The 20,693-nt window shown below is 50.1% G+C and carries 18 protein-coding genes; 15 read left to right on the top strand and 3 right to left on the bottom strand.

Features of this window, described 5'->3' with window-relative positions; all coding sequences use genetic code 11:
• Positions 1-49 precede the first annotated feature (49 nt).
• Positions 50-1,234 carry a DUF4190 domain-containing protein gene (locus tag HMPREF1548_RS02230; RefSeq protein ID WP_021634060.1) on the bottom strand — a complete coding sequence of 395 codons (1,185 nt, stop codon included), beginning with the start codon at positions 1,232-1,234 and terminating at the stop codon, positions 50-52.
• Positions 1,235-1,411: 177 nt separating this feature from the next.
• Here HMPREF1548_RS02230 and HMPREF1548_RS02225 point away from each other — a divergent pair, with 177 nt between their 5' ends.
• The 5 genes from HMPREF1548_RS02225 (at position 1,412) to HMPREF1548_RS02205 (ending at position 6,116) form a co-directional block, all read left to right on the top strand.
• Entirely contained in the window at positions 1,412-2,362 is a 951-nt protein-coding gene (locus HMPREF1548_RS02225) for a peptidoglycan recognition protein family protein (protein WP_021634059.1), read from the top strand.
• Between the two features lie 40 nt (positions 2,363-2,402).
• Entirely contained in the window at positions 2,403-2,654 is a 252-nt protein-coding gene (locus HMPREF1548_RS02220; protein ID WP_021634058.1) for a fatty acid kinase subunit FakA-related protein, read from the top strand.
• Between the two features lie 139 nt (positions 2,655-2,793).
• Positions 2,794-4,689: a GH25 family lysozyme gene (locus HMPREF1548_RS02215; protein WP_051358296.1), complete on the top strand. Its 1,896-nt coding sequence runs from the start codon at positions 2,794-2,796 to the stop codon at positions 4,687-4,689.
• Between the two features lie 38 nt (positions 4,690-4,727).
• Positions 4,728-5,675, top strand: a complete 948-nt coding sequence (locus HMPREF1548_RS02210; protein ID WP_021634056.1) for an AEC family transporter — start codon at positions 4,728-4,730, stop codon at positions 5,673-5,675.
• A 63-nt stretch (positions 5,676-5,738) separates the two neighbouring features.
• The gene (locus tag HMPREF1548_RS02205; RefSeq protein ID WP_021634055.1) at positions 5,739-6,116 is read left to right on the top strand and encodes a DUF6709 family protein; all 378 of its coding nucleotides are present in this window, start codon (positions 5,739-5,741) and stop codon (positions 6,114-6,116) included.
• Between the two features lie 158 nt (positions 6,117-6,274).
• Here the strand turns inward: HMPREF1548_RS02205 and HMPREF1548_RS02200 are convergent, their stop codons facing one another.
• On the bottom strand, positions 6,275-6,820 hold the full coding sequence (locus HMPREF1548_RS02200) for an N-acetylmuramoyl-L-alanine amidase family protein (RefSeq protein ID WP_021634054.1): 546 nt from the start codon (positions 6,818-6,820) through the stop codon (positions 6,275-6,277).
• 471 nt (positions 6,821-7,291) lie between these two features.
• On the opposite strand from HMPREF1548_RS02200, the gene HMPREF1548_RS02195 reads away from it, so the two are divergent.
• Complete coding sequence (locus HMPREF1548_RS02195) at positions 7,292-7,894, top strand: hypothetical protein (RefSeq protein WP_021634052.1); 603 nt, start codon at positions 7,292-7,294, stop codon at positions 7,892-7,894.
• Positions 7,895-8,149: 255 nt separating this feature from the next.
• The gene (locus HMPREF1548_RS02190; RefSeq protein ID WP_157065616.1) at positions 8,150-8,830 is read left to right on the top strand and encodes a hypothetical protein; all 681 of its coding nucleotides are present in this window, start codon (positions 8,150-8,152) and stop codon (positions 8,828-8,830) included.
• A gap of 111 nt (positions 8,831-8,941) precedes the next feature.
• On the opposite strand, the gene HMPREF1548_RS02185 is transcribed toward HMPREF1548_RS02190, so the two are convergent.
• Positions 8,942-10,291 (bottom strand): HlyC/CorC family transporter, encoded by a 1,350-nt coding sequence (locus tag HMPREF1548_RS02185; protein WP_025490876.1) that lies wholly within the window; start codon positions 10,289-10,291, stop codon positions 8,942-8,944.
• 340 nt (positions 10,292-10,631) lie between these two features.
• On the opposite strand from HMPREF1548_RS02185, the gene HMPREF1548_RS02180 reads away from it, so the two are divergent.
• The 8 genes from HMPREF1548_RS02180 to HMPREF1548_RS02145 all read left to right on the top strand — a co-directional run bounded on the left by HMPREF1548_RS02180 (position 10,632) and on the right by HMPREF1548_RS02145 (position 20,335).
• Positions 10,632-11,006 (top strand): TIGR04086 family membrane protein, encoded by a 375-nt coding sequence (locus HMPREF1548_RS02180; RefSeq protein WP_021634048.1) that lies wholly within the window; start codon positions 10,632-10,634, stop codon positions 11,004-11,006.
• A 245-nt stretch (positions 11,007-11,251) separates the two neighbouring features.
• Positions 11,252-11,395, top strand: a complete 144-nt coding sequence (gene scfA / locus HMPREF1548_RS02175) for a six-cysteine ranthipeptide SCIFF (RefSeq protein ID WP_009250044.1) — start codon at positions 11,252-11,254, stop codon at positions 11,393-11,395.
• Between the two features lie 206 nt (positions 11,396-11,601).
• Positions 11,602-13,029 (top strand): thioether cross-link-forming SCIFF peptide maturase, encoded by a 1,428-nt coding sequence (gene scfB, locus HMPREF1548_RS02170; RefSeq protein WP_021634046.1) that lies wholly within the window; start codon positions 11,602-11,604, stop codon positions 13,027-13,029.
• Between the two features lie 19 nt (positions 13,030-13,048).
• Entirely contained in the window at positions 13,049-15,226 is a 2,178-nt protein-coding gene (locus HMPREF1548_RS02165) for a protein translocase subunit SecDF (RefSeq protein ID WP_035320708.1), read from the top strand.
• Positions 15,227-15,360: 134 nt separating this feature from the next.
• Complete coding sequence (gene recJ / locus HMPREF1548_RS02160) at positions 15,361-17,130, top strand: single-stranded-DNA-specific exonuclease RecJ (protein ID WP_035320726.1); 1,770 nt, start codon at positions 15,361-15,363, stop codon at positions 17,128-17,130.
• Between the two features lie 218 nt (positions 17,131-17,348).
• Entirely contained in the window at positions 17,349-18,275 is a 927-nt protein-coding gene (gene pfkB, locus HMPREF1548_RS02155) for a 1-phosphofructokinase (RefSeq protein ID WP_021634043.1), read from the top strand.
• Between the two features lie 513 nt (positions 18,276-18,788).
• A complete protein-coding gene (locus tag HMPREF1548_RS02150; protein ID WP_021634041.1) occupies positions 18,789-19,793 on the top strand; it encodes an NAD-dependent epimerase/dehydratase family protein in 1,005 nt (334 codons plus the stop codon).
• Complete coding sequence (locus HMPREF1548_RS02145; RefSeq protein ID WP_021634040.1) at positions 19,781-20,335, top strand: flavodoxin family protein; 555 nt, start codon at positions 19,781-19,783, stop codon at positions 20,333-20,335. The genes HMPREF1548_RS02150 and HMPREF1548_RS02145 overlap by 13 nt, the downstream gene beginning before the upstream one ends.
• Positions 20,336-20,693 lie beyond the last annotated feature (358 nt).

Here is a 20,693-nt window from a genome sequence, read left to right as displayed (position 1 = left end):
TTTGTTCGGTATTAAAGCCAAAACGTAACGGTTCAGGCCGGCGGGAATATTAATCAGAATATATGGTGGTGCTGTTGATAAATATTTCATAATCATCATAGCTTAAATCATTATAATTTACGTCATATGGAGACGAAAACTCCACAGTTGCCGATTTTCCCATATCCGAGATGAATTCATAGGCGCTGCCGACTGCGGCGCCGTCTTTAAAATAAACGCACATCAGCTCCACGGAGTCGAAGGTTTTTCCGGTGGGATTCTTGATGGAAGCGATCACGCCGCCCTGAAGCCCCTGATTTGATTTTATCTGAAAATCCTTCCCGTAGTTCGGCGTATAATATTGGGGATCGGTTTTTCTTGCAATCGTATCCACCTCATAGCGGCTGTAGGGGATATCATTGTAATCTTTATCATAGGGAAGCGTTACCTCTACGGCAGCTTTCCCTCCTGCCGGACAGCTCCAGATATAATTGTTCCGCAGGAAAAGCAGGTTATCATTTTCATCATAATAAGTAACGGTAATTTCCAGCTGTATGTCCTGCGTATTTTTGTTTTCATAAATCAGTATCAGGTTCCGGGAGGCGGCATAGTCCTGCTGGACGATATTTTCCATCAATTCGCTGCTGGCAGCCTTTTCCTCCGCTGTGGGCAGATACCTGTCCGCATCCTTAATCCCGCGGACAGAGGCGTCTTTATCCATAGCCATTACATAATAAAAGAGGAAGGTAAGCAGGATGGAAAGTACAGCCACAATCATCCCTGCAACAGGAAGCCCTTTTTTCTTATTGTTTTGGATGAGAGCGATGATGCCCAGGATGACCGCCAGTACATCCAGCGCGATTCCCACAAAAAATATGCCGCTGAGAAAGCCGAGGATAGCCAATACAAGGCAGGCGATAGCCAGCCCGCTGTTTTTCCGGGAATCGTATACGTCTCCTGAGGCCTGGCCATAAGGCATGTTGGGCTGCCCTGCGCCCTGGTAGGGCGGGGGAAAGCCATAGCCGCCTGCTCCTGCTGCGCCCTGGCCGGTATAATAGGGGCCGGAGGCCTGGGAATTGTAATATTGGGGCGGCACGTCTGAGCCTGCTCCTGGCTGCCTATTGGGATTCTGCCAGGGCTGTCCGTTCAGATTTACTTCCGGCTGCCCGGAGCCGTTTTGGCCGCCATAAGGATAACCGCCGTTATTTCCATTTTCAAAAGGGCCGAAGCCCTGGTTATTTTCATTGTTATACATATGTATTTCCTCATTTTTACACAGAATCTGTTACTAATTATAAAGCAAATGCCGTTTTTTGGGAATAGGGGAAACAATTTTAAAGAAAACTTCATTTTTTATTAAATATTAACTCCAATAGATCTGCTATACTTTTATAGATAATTCAGAAAAAATGTCAACAAAGGATGAACAGTCATGGCGAATCGAGGGGGACAGACAGGAAGACGGAACAGACATTATGGAGACAGTGTGGGCAATATGGCTGTCAGGAATCTCCAGTTTATTGACATATCCAATATGGAAGAAGAACCGGAATACAGAGCGTCACGCAAGGCGTCAGATGCGCGCAGGCGCGTCGGAGAAGAAGATATGCCGTACAGACGAAAAGTGGAAGAATATCCGTCAGACAGGCGTATAAAAAGAGAGAACCAGGGGCGCAGGCGGGCAAGTGCGGCGGCCATAGCGCGCAGGAGAAGACGGAAACGGCAGCGGTTACTGGCCGGAGCATTTCTTGTGGCCGGCGTTATTGTTGTGGGGGGATTGCTGGGAACGCTTCTGTGGAAAGTGGTGGGCCGCTTTCGGGATGCGGACGTGCTTTCCGGGAACGCCAGGGAGGAACGGGAGCTGATCCGGGAAAATGATACGAAAAAACCGCTGATTAAAGAAGAATTTCTCACAGTGAATCCTTATTCCCGGCCGGCGGAGCCGCTCACTGAGGTGAGGAATATTTTTATCCACTATACGGCCAATAAGGACACCTCGGCGGAACAGAACAGAAGCTATTTTGAAAACCTGGGGATTACAGGGGAGCGTTCGGCCAGCGCGCATTTTGTGATCGGCTATGAGGGCGAGATTATCCAGTGCCTGCCCCTGGGTGAAATCGCCTATGCGGTAAAGACAAGAAACTATGATTCCATATCCATCGAATGCTGTTTTGTGGATGAGAACGGGAAATTTACGGACGCCACCTACCAGTCTCTGCTGCAGCTGACGGCGTGGCTGCTGCGTGAATATAAGCTTACGCCGAACGATGTGCTCCGTCACTATGATGTGGGCGGGAAAAAATGTCCGCTGTATTTTGTGGAGCATGAGGACAGCTGGGAACAGTTCAGGCAGGATTTGACAGATTACATTATGGAGGAGTAGAATATAGCGGTAAAACGAAAATATTTACCGGAGGATTATTATGCTCGCATACAAATTTGATACACAGCTTTTAATTGAAGGAGAGGATCTGTCAGAGGACGCCGTTACGGAGTACATCACTGAAAATATCGAGGGTGACTGCCTGCTAGCCGTTGGGGATGAGGAACTGATTAAAATTCATTTTCATACCAATACACCCTGGAAGGTCCTGGAATACTGCGCTTCCTTAGGCGATATCCATGATGTGGTGGTGGAAAATATGGAGCGTCAGGCTAATGGGCTTCAGGGATAATACAGTTTTGCTCAGTGACCTCTGTTTATGGCAGCTTCCGTAAACAGGGGTTTTTGTTTCCCGGGTGGGAAGGAAGGGCTTTGATGTAAAAGGAGGCCGTACAGGCAGGGCATGATTCAGCCAAAAAAGGGGGATGGACATGAGCGACAGGAAATACAAAAGAAGACGTGGAAAACGGAGGACGAAGGATACGCTGCTGATGGTCCTGCCGGTTATTCTGGCGGTGCTGGCAGTTGCCGCTGCGGTTTTTCTGATTCTGAAATTTACCACAGGCGGGAAAAAGCAGGAGACGGGGACGTTCACGGAAAGCGTCACAGAAGGTGAGAGGGAGCCGGAGAGCACGGCGCCCGCGGAAAGCATTCCGGAAAGTGGCCCGGACGGCACGGAAGAAATGCAGGAAACAGTGCAGGAAACGGCTTCCGGACAGGCGGAGGATATGGGCCGGGAACCGGCTGCACAGCCTGCCGTAGCGGCCGAGGTGGGAAGCATGGAGGATAAGGAGGACCCTCAGAAGTCTTCGAATGCTTCCGGACAGGGGAACGGAGCGGCAGTAAGCATCAATACGGATACCATGTCCGCAGCCGCAGGAGAAACCGCAGAGGCAACGCTTGGGATCGACGTTTCCAAATACCAGGGCGGTAATATCAACTGGACGAAGGTGAAGGAGGCGGGAATCGATTTTGTAATGGTGCGCGTGGGCTATCGTACGAAGGCCACGGGGATTATTTATGAGGATCCCACGGCCCGCTATAATATGCAGGAGGCCCAGAAAAACGGCATTAAAGTGGGCGCATATTTCTTTTCTTCAGCCATTACGGAGCAGGAAGCCAGGGAAGAGGCCTCCTGGGTGGTGAATTTTATTGCAAAATATAAAATCACCTATCCGGTGGCTTATAACTGTGAGGATTTTTCATCGCCGGACAGCAGGCAGTACGGCCTGGACAAGTCGGTGCGCACGGGTATCGCGGCCGCCTTCCTTGATACGGTGCAGGCTTCGGGATATACGCCCATGTTTTACGCCTCAAGAAATGAAATGGAAGGCAGTAAGGAATGGGATATGAATGCATTGGGAAACAAATATAAAATATGGGTGTCCCAGTATCCTGAGAAACCTTTTCCGGAAACGCCGGCTTCCGCATATTCGGGTACGCATGCCATGTGGCAGTATACCAGCCAGGGCCAAGTGGCGGGCATCAGCAAAAAGGTGGATGTGAATGTGGCGTATTTTGGCTACAGCAGGGAGGCGGAAGCGAAGGATCCCACGCCGGCGCAGGAGGTAGGAGCCAATCCTGAGGTGGGTATTAATTTCACGGAAGTAAACGAGACGGTAACGGCCAAGATAGAGACCAACCTGCGCACTGCGCCCACTACGGCGGAAGGTTCACAGGTGGTGGCCAGGCTGGTTAACGGACAGACGGCGACACGTACCGGCATAGGCAGCAACGGCTGGTCACGTCTGGAATACAATGGGCAGAAGGTATATGCGGTAAGCAGCTTCCTTACGGCGGATTTGGGCTATCAGGCGCCTTCTGAAGCGCAGACGCCCGTACAGACCGGGCCGGCCTACGAACCGGTGAATGAAACCGTGACAGCCAAGGATACCACCAATCTGCGCACAGCCCCCGGTACGGACAATCCGGATACCATTGCGGCAACCATCCATTACGGAGATACGGTAACACGGGTGGGCATCGGCAGCAACGGCTGGTCGCAGATCAGCTATAACGGACAGATTCTCTATGCGGTAAGCAGCTATCTGACCACGGATTTAAACTATAAATCAAACAGTACCCCTACCCCGGAGAATCCGGAGGCGGGAATTACCTTTACCCCGGTAAATGATGTGGTTACTGCGAAGAGTGAAACCAATCTGCGCTCGGTGCCAAGCACCGACAGCCCGGATACGATAGTGGGCGTGCTTCATAACGGAGAGGCGGCGGCCCGTACCGGTATCGGCAGCAATGGCTGGTCCAGGCTGACCGTAGGCGGACAGACCGTTTATGCCGTCACCAATTACCTGACTGCGGCACAGTAGCATGGAAAAGCTTTTCCTGTGGAAATCCCCTGCAGGTTGTGATAGAATGGACGGCATGGGGGATTAAGGAAATGGACACCTTTGTTGTTTTGCAGCAGATGCTGATACTTCTTGCAATGATGGCCATCGGCTATTACAGCTATAGAAAAGAATGGATTGACAGAAATGCCTATGGCAAACTGTCGAAAATTGTGGTAAATATACTGAATCCGCTGATTATCATCAATGGAGTGCTGGGAAGAAGCGGCGGGGAGAACGGAGAAAAGGTTTTTATAAACCTGCTGCTTATCCTCCTGTATTTTATCATCCTGATTGCGGTCAGCTTTCTGGTGGTGCGCCTGCTGCGCGTGAAGCCCTCCCAGAACCATCTGTACCGTATGATGACTGTTTTTTCCAATGTGGGATTTATGGCAATTCCTCTTGTTTCCAGTGTTTATGGCGAGGAATGTGTTTTTTATGTATCTTTTTATATCCTGATTTATAATATTTTGCTTTATACGTATGGGATCCATTTGATTTCGGGCGGGAAAAAGGAAAAGACCGATTTTAAAAAACTGATGAATCCCGGCGTGGCCGCCTGCCTGGTATCCGTTGTGGTTTTTGCGGGGAACATACCGGCGGCGGAGAGCGTGAAAAGCTTCACAGGCTACATGGGCAATGCGGCCATTCCCATGTCCATGATGCTGATTGGGGCGTCTATCGCCCAGGCAAACCTGAAGGAGCTTCTGGGAGAGGCGAAAATATATGCTTTTCTGGCAATCAAGCTGCTTATTATTCCCATGACGGCAGCGCTGGTCATCAGGAATTTTGCGCTGCCTGCGGAGCTGGCGGGAATTTTCGTGTTCATGCTTGGAATGCCGGTGGGCAGCATCGTGGTGCCGCTGGCGGCGGAATACGGGGCGGATGAAACCTGCTGTACCAGGGGAACGGTGTTGAGTACGCTTTTCAGTATCGTTACAATACCGCTGGTATCGCTGTTTCTGTAGTGTATTTGACAGCTGCGGGCCTGTGTTGCAGGCCTGCGGCCGGGAAAAAGGAGGAGGTGCCTTATGAAATGGATACCCGGAGCGGGCAGGGCTGAAGATGAGCAGCTGGCGGCGGACTATGAGAAAAGCACGGTTCAGGGGAAATTCCATCTGGGAGAGACTTATCTGTTCCGAAAAAAGGCTTTGGGCGTCTGGTATCTGGCGTGGCGGGAAATCTTATGGGCCTACAGGCAGGTAGAGGATGTGCAGAGCAGGCTTTGCTGCGGCACCACCAATTATGAGGTGGAGCATCTGATCCTTGTGACAGAGGGTGGCAGACGGACGGACATCCGCCTGGAGGAAAAACAGGATGCCGAGACGGTTCTTGCCTGGCTTGCCCGCAGGAACCCGGCTGCGGATATCGGGTTTTCTCCTGAGAAAAAGGAAAAATATAAAAATTAAAAAAATACTGTGAAGCTCCTGAAATATGGTAGAGCTTCACAGTATTTTTTTCTGTGGCAGCGAGTCGGGTAGTTACGCGGGGCATCCTGCCGGCTGCTGCAGCGAGGGTCTGATAACCGACAGACCGTTACGGGAAATTGGACTTTGGGAAAGGGAGGCTACCAGCTCCAGAGTGTTCCTGCGATGCCGTCGGCAATCGCTCTGGCTATGGCGTCAAATTCCCGATCAAAAAGCTCGTTGTCCTTTTCGTTATTTATGAACCCGACCTCCACCAGGACAGCGGGAATATTGCTCTGGCGCAGGACGACCAGATTGGGACGTTCGTTCACGCCCAGATTTTTGAAGCCGACCTGTTCAAGCTGGCGGTTTATGTTGGTTGCAATGGTCCCGGCAGGAAGCCATGCATTGTATACCAGGCTTTCCACACCGCTGTACTGGTTCGGATAAGGGCTGGAATTACGGTGTATGGAGATAAATACATTGGCGCCGGAGTCATTTCCCAGCGCTGCCTTCTGATAGGGAGACTGATAGATATCTTCCGTTCTGGCATAAATGACCCGGAAGCCATAGCTTTCCAGGATTTTTCCCACGGCAAGGGTAAGGTTCAGCGTATCGTCCTTTTCCTGCCGTCCGTTGAATGTAGCTCCGGGATCAGAACCGCCGTGTCCTGCATCCAGAAATATGGTATAAGTAAATTCGGCCATATAAAATCACCTGTATTTTCTTGCTATTATTCTATGGCGCGCCCGTGTATCGGTGCGTATAAATTCCAGGAAAAAATCATCAGTAAAAAATCATAAAATTATGGTTGCATTTCATAACGGTTTCGTGTAATATATTTTTACACCATTCCGGTGTTATTCTCATTTGGCACTATCGTGCGCGGCATTGGGCCGTTATGCACGGCAGCGCAGTCTGTTTTTCAGGGAGCATCCGCAGGAAAGCGGCAGACGGCTCCGCTCAATTATTCCCATTTTATTATCTGTTACAGTAGACATTCTGCCGGATTACCGCGCATGGATTGCGAATCCGCGCTGCGGCAGAGCTGCAGGAGAGCCCGTTTGTCTTCCTGAAAGGGGGGAATACGACAACCGAGGAAAACGGGGTGAAAAGGGCGTGTGCAGCAGCCCGACATTAGTCGTATGCCCGCAGAAAGGGGTAGATAGGAGAAGAGTATGAAAAAAGAAGAAAAAGAAATTTATGAAAAAGTAATAGAAGAAATCAGGCTGAAAAAAGCCGAAATCAGGAAGTTTAAGAGAGGCCGCGGAGGAAAAAACGGGCGGACGCCGGGAAGAGTCAGGAAGGCGGCGGTATTTGCCGCGGCGCTGGCTGGTCTGTCATTGTGCTTTTCCCGCGAGGTATCGGCGGCACGGCCGGGCAGCAGTACCAGCGTGCTGATTTTCAGTTCCTCCGGTCTGATGGAAGAGGGTGAGCCTGTTTTTGGCTTCAGGCTTTCGGCGGATACTGCGGACTGGACGAAAAAAGTGGTCCTTCACGCCGAATATGAAAAGCTGGGCGAAGCGTCAGTACCGCCGGAAAGCTACATTTGGAACGGGATTCCCGGCGGAAATGAATCGTTTACAGTAAAGGAAAATGGTATTGTTACCTGCCGGTTGAACTGCGGTGAAGACTATACGGTCCGAGAGGGAGAGCTGCAGCTGAATATTATCAATATTGATAATACGCCTCCTGTGATTACAGGCTTTGAGGATATACCGGAGGAATGGACGAACAGGACGGTGAAAGTCCGGGTGAAGGCAGAGGATCTGCAGCCATAGACAGAATTATTGCAGCCCAAAGCAGAAGAATTGCAGCCAAAGGAGGAGAAGCTGCAGTCATAGGCCTGAGCGGAAGGCATCCCCGGGACATAAAGAAAATACATCGCCAATCTTCAGGAAAAATTGAGAAATAACCCCGCTTTTTATTTAGAAAACAGGGATATTATGGATATAGATACAAAAAAGCGGCTGTTGAGTTCCTTCGCAGCTGCGGAAGAATTTATTCAAGGCAAAGCCGGGAAGATGGGGGATGTTATGAAAAAGAAGACAGGTATTTTTTACATGACAGTCTGTGTTTTCGGAATAAGCCTGGCGGTGTGCGGGATACAGGCGGACGGCCGGCAGAATACCTCGGAATCCCAGGAAGAGATACAGGAAGAAACACAGAAAACTGTGACCAGAGCTCCCTCAGATAATAAGGAGCTTATGGCAGACGCCCTGCGCCGGTCCTATTATGAAGGCCAGGACAAAAGAGCTTTTGGAATGTTTCAGAAAAATATATTCAAAAAACTGATAAATGACTGGACCTGCCGGAATCTGAAAAATGCGGTGTGGAGCTACGACAGCTTTGCTGCTTATCAGATGCTGGATGGGGATGGAAACAGTTTATCGGATAAGGAACTGTATTACTGTACTTATTGCGCAGATGAAGGACAATGCGGCTATATAGTGTTGGCATATGACGGCGGCGGCCTGCAGAGAATCAGCAGTGCGGAGACCTCCTATCCGTACGATCTGGATTCCAACATGGAAGCTGTTCTGGCCGGACTGGAAGCAAACGGGATTGCTCCAGCTTCAGCCCGGGCCGCCAGAGTCGGTCTGACTGTGGGGGATAATATTCAGGAAGCCATCCGCATTACGGATGGGGAGGGCCATGAGTGTATCTGCTATTTTGGGAAGGAAGGCGTTTCCTTTGAAGGATCGTCCGGGTTTTAGATTTATTTCGTTCCAGGAGGAATGCATCCATTCTTCCTTTTACATAAACCTCCCTTTTATATAGTAAAAACGGACTGCCAGCCTGCAGTCCGTTTTTGCAGTGTAATTAAATCAGCTTTGCTGGTCGCCGGAATTTTCTTCCCGGCCCCCTTTATCAAAAAAGGAATCCCGGCCATTGCCGTCGCCTTCATCCTCCTGCGGTGCAGGCGGTTCAGGAAGCGTCATCAGAACTTTGGTAATTCTGTTTTGCTGCACATTTTCAGCGCGCAGCATGATTCCGGCTTCGGTGGTCACTTCATCGCCGGGAACCGGCATGCGGTCCAGAATTTCAATGATGATGCCTCCGATGGAATCATAGTCCTCGCTTTCCAGCTCCGTTCCCAGGGCGTCATTGATGTCATCCAGCTTCATGCCGCCTTCCACAAGATACTGGCGTTCGCCGATTTCCTGAATCAGTTCATCCTCGTCCGCATCATATTCGTCCCTGATTTCCCCTACGATTTCCTCAAGCAGGTCTTCCAGGGTAATCATTCCCACGCAGGAGCCGTATTCATTGAGCACGAAAGCCACGTTAAAGCGTTTCTCGCGCATTTCTATCATAAGATCGGCAGTCTTTTTAAATTCATAGGTGTAATAGGCATCCCTGAGGATGTCCGTGATTTTAAAGTTTTCCCGATCCTCCACCAGGATAAAGTCCTTGATGTTGACGAGACCGATGATATTGTCATTATCGTCCTGGTAGACAGGAATACGCGTATACATATATTCCTTGAAAACCCCCAGCAGTTCTTCATAGCCTGCTTCCACATTGATGGTGCTCATGTCGATACGGGGTATCATGATATCCTTGGCAACGGCGTCGCTGAAGTCGAACACATTGTAAATCATTTCCCGTTCTTCGGATTCAATCACGCCATCCTCATGGCTGACATCCACGTAGGTTTTCAATTCAGATTCCGTGATCTGATCTTTTTTCTTATTCGGATCCACATGCAGCAGGATCATGATGCCTACGGAAAGCCGATCCACAATATAAATCAGCGGCGTCAGCAGCTTCATCAGATAATAGATGATGCGGGCGTAAGCCAGGGATATTTTTTCCGCATTCAGGGTGGCGGCATTTTTGGGGACGATTTCGCCGCAAAGCAGGACGACCAGCGTCAGGACGCCGGTGGCGATGCTCACCGCATAATTTCCCCATAGTTTCATTGCAAGTGTGGTGGTGAGGGCGGAAGCGGAGAGGTTTACCACGTTGTTGCCGATAAGAATGGAACTGAGCATCTTGCTGTAGTTGTCCAGGACCTTCTGGAGCACCGCAGCGCGCCTGTTCCCTTCATCTATCAGCGTACGCACACGCACCCGGTTGACGGTGGTGAGGGCGGTTTCCGCAGAAGAAAAGAATGCCGACAGGGCAATAAGAACAATCAGAAAAATAAATTGTAGGACCGACGATGAATCCACGTAAAATTTCACTCCTTTTTTTAATAAGTCCCGGGAGCATTCAGCTCCGGGGATAAATTTTCCTAAGTATTTGTAAAAATTCAGGACAGGATGTTGCCTGAATTATTATGAGTAATTATAGGAATCTTACATAAAACTGAGCGAAATGTCAAGCACATCACTAAGGAAGAGAAAGGAATCGCCGGGGAAGAGAAAGAAAGTAAGGCCCCCGTTTCCTGACAATAGCCGTTTCCGGGCTAAGAAGCCACTGGATGAAGCTGCATTTGGCCGGACAGTAATGAGGAAAAAGGAATAAATCGGAGGGGGAAGGGAATATACATGTTTCAAGGAGGAGAGGAATATGGACAAAAAAGAAATCAGGAGTTCCAACATACTGTTTCTGCTGAAGTGCCTGCTGTTTTCCTACATACTGACAGGAGGCTTCCTGCTGCTGCTGGCGCTGTTTCTCTACAAATTCCAGCTGTCCGAGAAAATCGTATCCATTGCCATCATCGTCATTTACGTGATTGCCGTGTTTTTTGCCGGGTTTATGACGGGAAAAAGAATGGGAAGCAGAAAGTTCCTCTGGGGGCTTGCGGTGGGACTTGCCTATTTCGCGGTGATGGCGCTGATATCGCTGGCGGTGAACCACGAATTTAAGGATCTGGGCACACACTTTTTTACCACGCTGTCAATCTGTGCGGCCGGCGGGATGCTGGGCGGGATGCTCAGCTGAGACGATGCATTTTGCGAGGCAGCGGTTATCAGCCGGCAGCAGTTGAGCTCTGACCGGTCCGGACCGTTACATCATCTTTCATGATTAACCCTTTTTTTACAGCACTTTTTTGACAAAAAATACTTTCCCTCAATAAAAAACTATGATATACTAGCTTAGACAATGGCGCCTGGGGTTCAGGCCGACCTCTGTCCAGATAAAGAGCATCCGTTTCCGCGGATTTTCTCATGCAAGGAGGCAATGGTATGAAACATATTAAAACACTGACCACAAGAGACTTAAAAGAATCCATGAAGAAGGGCGGCTGCGGCGAATGCCAGACATCCTGCCAGTCAGCCTGCAAGACATCCTGCACAGTAGGAAACCAGAGCTGCGAGAAAATGAAATAAGCAGCTCCGAAAGAAACCGCATAAGGTTTTTATAAGCAGCGATACCCATCGCTGCTTATTATACGTGAAGACATGGCCGAGGCGGGGCGCAGCTTTTTTACTTGCGGCCTGAGAGGGCGGACGGAAATGGATAAAGGACTGTTTGGGGACTGGCGTTCGGAGTCCGGCCCCGGACAGTTTCTATAAAACAGAAAGGAAGTTTTCCAGTGATACACCAGTACAAAAACAACGGCTACAACATCGTAATGGATGTGAACAGCGGAAGCGTACATGTTGTGGACGATTGTGTCTATGATGTGATACCACGGATTGAGGAATGCATCAATAACGGAGTAAAAGAAAAAGAGGGTATCCTTACAGCGCTGAAAGCGGAGCGCTCCGGTGAAGGACAGCAGTCTGAAAAAGAGCAGCTCTCTGAAAAAAAGCTTTCTTATACAGAACAGGAGCTGGAGGAAGCTGTAGAAGAAATTCTGGAGCTGTATGAAGCCGGACAGCTGTTTACGGAGGATATTTACGAAAATTATATCGGGGATTTCAAGAACAGGCAGACGGTGGTAAAGGCGCTGTGCCTGCATATTGCCCATGACTGCAACCTTGCCTGCCGCTACTGCTTTGCGGAGGAAGGGGAATATCACGGCAGACGCGCCCTGATGAGCTTTGAAGTGGGGAAAAAGGCCCTGGATTTTCTGGTTGCCAATTCCGGCAGCAGGGTGAATCTTGAGGTGGATTTCTTCGGCGGCGAGCCTCTGATGAACTGGCAGGTGGTAAAAGACCTGGTAGCCTACGGCAGGAGCCTGGAGGAGCCCAATCATAAGAAATTCCGTTTTACCCTGACGACCAACGGAATCCTGCTCAACGACGAGGTTCAGGAGTTTGTTAATAAAGAAATGTCCAATGTGGTCCTCAGCATTGACGGACGTAAGGAAGTAAATGACAAAATGCGTCCTCACAGAGGCGGACAGGGAAGCTATGACATCATTGTTCCCAAGTTCCAGAAGCTGGCGGAGAGCCGTGATCAGTTCAATTATTATGTGCGCGGCACCTTCACCCACAATAACCTGGACTTTGGCGAGGATGTAAAGCATCTGGCGGATCTGGGCTTTGAGCAAATTTCCGTGGAGCCGGTGGTGGCGGAGCCTTCGGAACCCTATGCCCTCAAAGAAGAGGATCTTCCCGTGCTGCTTGAGGAATATGACAAGCTGGCAGCAGAGCTTTTAAAGCGGCAGAAGGAAGGCAAGGGCGTTAATTTCTTCCATTTTATGATAGATTTAAGCGGCGGCCCCTGTGTGGCAAAGCGGCTTTCCGGCTGCGGCTCAGGGACAGAGTATCTGGCTGTGACGCCGTGGGGCGATTTTTATCCCTGCCATCAGTTCGTGGGCAAGGAAGAGTTCCTCATGGGAAATGTGGATGACGGAATCGTCAGGACGGATATCCGGGATGAATTCAAGACCTGCAATGTTTATGCCAAGGAAAAGTGCAGGAACTGCTTCGCCAAGTTTTACTGCAGCGGCGGCTGTGCGGCAAATGCCTATAACTTTACGGGCAATATCAACGGCACCTATGATTTGGGCTGCGAACTCCAGAAAAAGCGTATCGAATGTGCGATTATGATAAAAGCGGCACTGGCCGACTAGAATGAAGGAGAAAAAAGCAATGAACAAGAAAAAAGGAATCTTTACCCTGATTGCGTTCATCGTCATCTTGGCCGGATTGGGCTATGTGTCCATTTTTGGTGTAGGCGAGAACAAATCAGGCTCCGCTTCCAGCGTTAAGCAGGGACTTGACCTGGCGGGCGGCGTCAGCATCACCTATCAGGTGGTTGGGGACGAGGCACCCAGCGCCGCTGACATGAATGACACCATCTACAAGCTGCAGAAGCGTGTGGAAAATTACTCCACCGAGGCGCAGGTATACCAGGAGGGTTCAGATCGTATCAATATTGAAATCCCCGGTGTATCCGATGCCAATGCGGTTTTGGAGGAGCTGGGCAAGCCCGGTTCCCTTTCCTTCCAGGATTCCCAGGGAAATGTGGTTCTGGAAGGCACGGATGTGGCGGATGCACAGGCCGGCTACCAGAAGAACAGCCTGGGCAACCAGGAGGCGGTAGTTCAGCTGACGCTGACGGAAGAAGGAAAAGTCAAATTTGCAGAAGCCACCAAGAAGGCGGCTCCCACACGGGACATTATTTACATCATTTATGACGGTTCCGTGGTAAGCGCGCCGGCAGTACAGTCTGAAATTACAGACGGTTCTGCGGTAATTACCGGTATGGGCACCTTTGAAGAGGCGGAAACGCTGGCTTCCACCATCCGTATCGGCGGACTGAAGCTGGAGCTGGAAGAGCTGCGTTCCAACGTGGTCGGCGCACAGCTTGGTTCTGCAGCCATCAGGACGAGCCTTATGGCAGGAGCTATCGGCATGGCTATCGTTATGGTATTCATGATCGCTGTTTACTGGATTCCCGGTGTGGCAAGCTCCCTGGCACTGTGCATGTACGTAGTGCTGATGATCCTGCTGCTCAACGGTTTTGAAATCACCCTGACACTTCCCGGTATTGCAGGTATTATCCTGTCTATCGGTATGGCGGTGGATGCCAACGTTATTATTTTCGCTCGTATCCGTGAGGAAATCGCCACCGGCAAGACGGTGAAATCTTCTATAAAAATCGGTTTCCAGAAGGCGCTTTCCGCAATTCTGGACGGAAATATTACCACACTTATCGCAGCTGCGGTGCTGGGCTTCATGGGCTCAGGTACGGTTAAGGGCTTTGCACAGACACTGGCTCTTGGTATCGTGGTTTCCATGTTCACGGCGCTGGTGATAACGCGATTGATTCTGAATGCTTTCTATGCAGTGGGCATGCAGAACGAAAAGCTGTACGGACGCGCAAAGGAAAAGAAGCCTGTGAACTTCCTTTCCAAAAAAGCGGTATTTTTTACAATTTCTATCGTCCTGATTGTTGCAGGCTTCGTATTTATGGGTGTGAACAAGGGAAGAACCGGCCAGAGCCTGAACTACAGCCTGGAGTTCATCGGCGGTACCTCCACCAACGTTACCTTTAATGAAAATATGTCCATTGAGGATATCGATGCCAATGTGGTTCCCATGATCGAGAAGATTACCGGCGACGGTAACGTGCAGACCCAGAAGGTACAGGGAACCAATGAGGTAATTTTCAAAACCAGGACACTGGATGTGACGGAAAGAGAAGAGCTGAATAATACCCTGGAGGAGAGCTTCGGCGTGGATCAGGAGAAGATTACGGCAGAAACCATCAGCTCTACCATCAGCGGTGAAATGAGAAGGGAAGCAGTCGTTGCGGTAGTGATAGCAACTGTCTGCATGCTGATCTACATCTGGTTCCGTTTCAAGGATATCCGTTTCGGCGCCAGCGCTGTTGCAGCCCTGATTCACGACGTACTGGTGGTACTGGCCTTCTATGCGGCGGTGCGGGTATCCGTGGGCAGCACCTTCATTGCATGTATGCTTACCATTGTAGGTTACTCCATCAATGCTACCATCGTTATCTTCGACCGTATCCGTGAAAATATTAATCTGGAAGGAAAGAGTGAGCTGAACGGACTGGTGAACAAGAGTATCACACAGACACTGTCCAGAAGTATCTTTACTTCGCTGACAACCTTTATTATGGTTGCAGTGCTTTATATCATGGGCGTAAGCTCTATCCGTGAATTTGCACTGCCTCTGATGGTTGGTATCGTCTGCGGTACTTATTCTTCCGTATGCATTACCGGTGCGCTGTGGTTTGTCCTGCGTACCAGGATTGCGGGAAAGAGCAAGAACACAGCGGTGAAAGTCAAGTCCAGATAAAAGCTGATTGATAGGAAAGGCGTTCTGCTTGTCAGAACGCCTTTTTAAACCCATAAATGTAAGAGAAACTGTATTGTCCGGGGCGGATTTTTTGAATGGTTCTGCCGCTCTGGATTATAACGGAGAATGTTGATATGGCAAAATGGTTCGTAGCCGCAAAGAGAGCGGACTTTCAGAAAATTGGTGAAACCTTCGGTATCAGTCCGGTACTCGCCCGGATTATCAGAAACAGGGATATTGTGGAGGAAGACGATATCCGGAAATACCTGCAGGGGACCGTGGAGGAAATGTATGATCCCGGGCTGCTTTTGGGCATGGAGTGCGCGGTGGAAATTCTGGAAAGAAAAATCAGGGAAAATAAGCAGATCAGGATTATAGGAGACTATGATGCGGACGGTATCTGCTCCACCTTTATCCTGCATAAGGGCCTGCTACATGCGGGGGCCTTGGCGGATACCGCCATTCCGCACCGGATGAAGGACGGCTATGGCCTGAATGAGCATCTGGTGGAGGATGCGTGGGAGGCAGGAGTTGATACCATCATTACCTGCGACAACGGCATCGCCGCCGCGCCCCAGATTGAGCTGGCAAAGAAGAAGGGAATGACGGTGATCGTCACGGATCACCATGAGGTTCCCTATGAGGAAAGCGGCGGGGAAAGACGCTATCTGATGCCTCCGGCGGACGTGGTAATTGACCCGAAGCAGGAAGGGGATAATTATCCCTACAAAGGCATCTGCGGCGCTGTGGTGGCTTATAAGGTGATTATGAGCCTTTTCAGGAGGCTGGGGCTGGAGAAAAGGGAGAGTGCGCTTCTGGAAGAACTGCTGGAGCTGGCGGCATTCGCCACGGTATGTGACGTTATGGAGCTTCTGGATGAAAACCGGATAATTGTGAAATTCGGCCTTTCCCACATGCAGAGTACTGTTAACCAGGGGCTTCGGGCGCTGATGGAGGTAAACGGCATCGATAAGAAAAAGCTTTCTGCCTATCACATCGGTTTTGTCATGGGGCCGTGCCTGAATGCCACCGGGCGGCTGGATACGGCGGTAAGAGCCCTTCAGCTACTGGAAGCTGAGGACAGAGGGGAAGCAGTGCGGATAGCGGCCGATCTGAAGCAGCTTAACGACAGCCGGAAGGAAATGACCGATATTTTTGTCAAAAAGGCGGTTAAGCTGGTGGAAGAAAGCGGGCTTGGAAAGGATCGGGTGCTGGTGGTGTACCTGCCCGACTGCCATGAAAGCCTGGCGGGAATCATTGCCGGAAGGGTGCGGGAAAAATACTACAAGCCCGTTTTTGTCCTCACAAAAGGGGAAGAGGGGGTGAAGGGAAGCGGACGTTCCATCGAAACCTATCATATGTTTGAGGAAATGACGAAGGTAAAACAGCTTTTTACCAAATACGGCGGACATAAAATGGCGGCCGGCCTTTCCCTGGAGGAAAAGGATGTGGAGAATTTCCGCAGGGAAATCAATGCTGTCTGCACCCTGACGGAAAGCGATCTGGAGGAAAGAGTACATATCGACGTACCGATGCCTGTTTCCCATGTATCCATGGATTTTGTGCGGGAACTGGAGCTGCTGGAGCCTTTTGGCAACGGAAATCCCAAGCCGGTATTTGCCCAGAAGGATATGGCCTTCCTTTCAGCCCGCATTTTGGGGAAAAATGGGAATGCCGTGCGCTTTACCGTGCTGGATGACTGCGGAAAGCGATGGGAGATGATGGCCTTCGGCGATCCGGCGCCTTTGAATGCGTACATGGCTGCACGGTTCGGGCAGGAAGCTGTGGACAGGCTTTATCTGGGAAAGACCCAGGATATACGCATGTCCGTAACCTATTATCCTTCCCTCAATACCTATCAGGGAAATACGAAGCTCCAGCTGGTGATGCAGCAGTATCAGTAAGCAAGCCGCCGGAAAAACAGATTTTGGGTAACAGGCGGGCTGCTGCTGGCTGTTATAAAATTTCTCCATATATGATGCCGTGAAACGGGGAAGTATGATAAAATAGGAATGAAGAAGGATTTGCAGTAACTGTGGTGGGACGAAGCAGCTGCAATTTACAGAAAATAACAGAAGGCCCGCAGGAAAACGGAAGCCGGCGGGCGGAACGGAAGGCAGATATGATTTTGACGGTAACATTGAATCCGGCGGTGGATAAGACCTACAGGACAGGAGAACTTTTTCCCGGCCGTGTGAACAGAATGCGGTCGGTGGATAATATCCCGGGCGGAAAGGGAATCAATGTAAGCAAAATCCTCAGGCAGTACGATTATGAGGTGACTGCCACTGGTTTCCTTGGAGGCTATCAGGGAAAATGGATGGAGGCCCAGCTGGACAGGCTGAAAATACGCAGCGCATTTGTCCATGTGGAGGAGGAAACACGCAGCAGTATGAATATTGTGGCGGATAACGGCTATGTAACGGAGATTCTGGAGCCGGGACCGCACATAAGTGAAGCGCATCTGAAGGAGTTCGGCGCAAGCTTTATCCGGCTGGCGGAGGAGAGCAGCCTGATTATCCTTTCAGGCAGCGCGGCGCCGGGCATTTCTGCAGATATATACGCAAGGCTGATACGCAGCGCGGCCGCGATGGGGAAAAAAGTGATTCTGGATACCAGCGGAGAGCTGCTGAAGGAAGGGATTCAGGCTGCTCCCGCTGTTGTGAAGCCCAACCGTAAGGAGCTGGAATACATTATCGGAAGACGGCTGCAGGATCGGGAGGATGTGAAGGATGCGGCCAATGTGCTTTTGGCTTCCGGCATCCGGATGGTCATGATTTCCCTGGGGGACAAGGGGCTGATACTGGCAAGGGAAGGACGCTGCCTTTACGCCAGGGTGCCCAGGGTTATGGCGATGAACACGGTGGGCTGCGGGGACAGCGTGGTGGCTTCCCTGGCCATGTCCATGACGGCTGGCATCGGGGAAGAAGAACTGCTGCAAAGAGCGGCGGCTGTTTCCGCGGCCAATGCGACCACGTTGGAAAGCGGGAATGTGCCTCTGAAGCTGGCGGAGGAAATGATGAAGGATATAGAGATTATGGAAATATAACCGGAATTGTGGAGTGTCGGGAATAATATCCATCCGGATAATAAGCGGCCGGCTGGCCGTGAAAAGATAAGATAAAAAGGCGCCTGCGGACAGGTGCCTTTTTATCTTATCTTTTATGAGGGGGAGATAGGTGTTGTTCATCTATCTGAAATTTATGATACCCGAAAAATGTGTCAGGAGTATGACTATTTTCATAAAAAGCTATAAAATTTATTAACTGTTTCTTTATAAAACATAAAAGAAATCGAATGGACAACAAATTTTTCCAATGTGTTCAAAAGCTGCACAACTGGCGTGGAACTGTCCATTGTAGAGAAAAAAACAGGTTGATATAATAAAGTAAAGGGAACAGTTCAGGACGATATGCCGTCCTGAACTGTTACAAATAAAGAAAGAAATCAGATGTTTTATTTCCATACTGAAACGTCGGTTAATACCCTGGTGCAGACAGACTGGCATCAGACGGGATGCGTTGCGGCCTGAGGAAAATTATTCTGGATTGGGAGGTTCACCATGAAGAAAATGTATATCGTCACGGGCGCGGACGGACATCTTGGGAACACGATTGTCCGTATGCTTGCAAATGAAAACTGTCAGGTGAGGGGACTGATACTGCCGGGACAGGAGGAGAGGGAGCTTGAAAATGTCACCTATTATAAAGGGGATGTAAGGGAAAAAGAGTCGCTTCTTCCCCTTTTTGAAGGTTTGGAGGGAATGCAGATTTATGTTATTCATACGGCGGGAATGATTGATATTTCCGATGAGGTAACCCCGTTGATCTATGATGTGAATGTGAATGGAACGAAGACAGTAGCCGGGCTGTGTCTGGAAAAGCATGTAAAACGTCTGGTTTACGTGAGCTCGGTCCATGCCATTCCGGAAAACGGAAGCTTTGGGGTTATGCAGGAAGTAACGGATTTTTCTGAAAAGAAAGTGTTCGGCGGCTATGCCAAAACCAAGGCGGAAGCGACCAGAGCGGTGCTTGATATGGTAAAGCAGGGGCTGGATGCGGTGATTGTCCATCCGTCGGGAATTCTCGGCCCCTTTGGCGGCACGGGAAATTACCTGGTACAGCTGGTAAGCGATTATATTCAGGGACGGCTTCCGGCCTGCGTCAAAGGCGGTTATGATTTTGTGGATGTGCGTGATGTGGCAACGGGCTGCCTGCTGGCGGCGGAGAAAGGCAGAAAGGGGGAATGCTATATTCTTTCCAACCGCCACTACGAAATCCGCGAGGTGCTTGCCATGGCTAAAAAAACCTGTAAATGCAGAAGCGTCCCGGTGCTTCCCATGTGGCTGGCGAAGGCGGCCGCCCCTCTGCTGGCGGGCTATGCCAGATGGAAAAAGAAACGTCCGCTGTACACGGTTTATTCATTGTATACGCTGAGAAGCAATGACAGGTTCTCACATGATAAGGCTACAAAAGAATTAGGCTACAGCCCGCGTGACCTGATGCAGACCATTCAGGATACGGTGCGGTGGCTGAAGGAAGGGAAGCGGCAGATATGCTTGGATTAAATTTCAGTTCCAGAAAGAACGGCAATTGCGGAGATTTTCTGTTGTTTCTGCGTCAGCAGACGAATAACCGGCTTGTGATCCGGTCAATTCATGATTTCAGCCTGGAGGGCTGCGGACCATGTGAATATGAGTGCATCCACGGCAGCTGCCCGAAAAAGGACGGGCTGACCGCGCTGACGGCGTGGATGGATAAGGAAGAACAGAGCATTTTCGTCATGCCGCTTTACAATGGTAATTTACCGTCGGCTTTCTACCGGCTGCTGGAACGCATGTCTCCCAGGCTTCACGATGAAGCGGAGGAGAAGCGTTTCTGGAAAAAGGTGAAAATTATTCTGGTTGGGAATCCGGAACATGGCCTGGAACCGGCCGTTCAGACGCTGAAGGATATATATGAAAACGCCGGGGTGAAACCGGCTGTAACGGCCTTTTCTTCAGTGAAGTATGGAATGAAAGCTACACAGGACAGGATGATTGAGAGCCGGGAGGTGAGAAGCAGGCTGGTGGAGCTGGCGTGGGAATGGATGGAAAATCCCGGAAGGTAAGTATAAAGTATGTAGGGGAAGTAAAAAAATGACATACGGCAGGCATGGGGGATGCGGCCGTATGTCATTTTTTCTGCGGTATACAAACGAAAAAGCTGCCGGCGGAAATCCGCATGACAGCTTTTCGTTTTCTTATGAGGGGGGAGATAGTTTTGAGTTGTTTAACTATCTGAAATATATGATAACGGAAAATTGTGACGTGAGTGTGTCTATTTTAGAAAAAGAAAATAAAAAGTCTTAAGGTTTTCTTTAGAAAAAGAGAAGAAGATCTTGCGGTGGGGGGGGCGAAGGAGAGTCCTGCGTGTCCCTGTGTTTCCCTGGGGGGCTATATGGGGGGATGGTCTGTCAGGGGGATACC

Source organism: Clostridium sp. KLE 1755 (genome assembly GCF_000466465.2).
GTDB lineage: Bacteria > Bacillota > Clostridia > Lachnospirales > Lachnospiraceae > Eisenbergiella > Eisenbergiella porci.
Note: the sequence above shows the minus strand (reverse complement) of the source record. Positions and strands in the feature narration are given on the sequence as shown.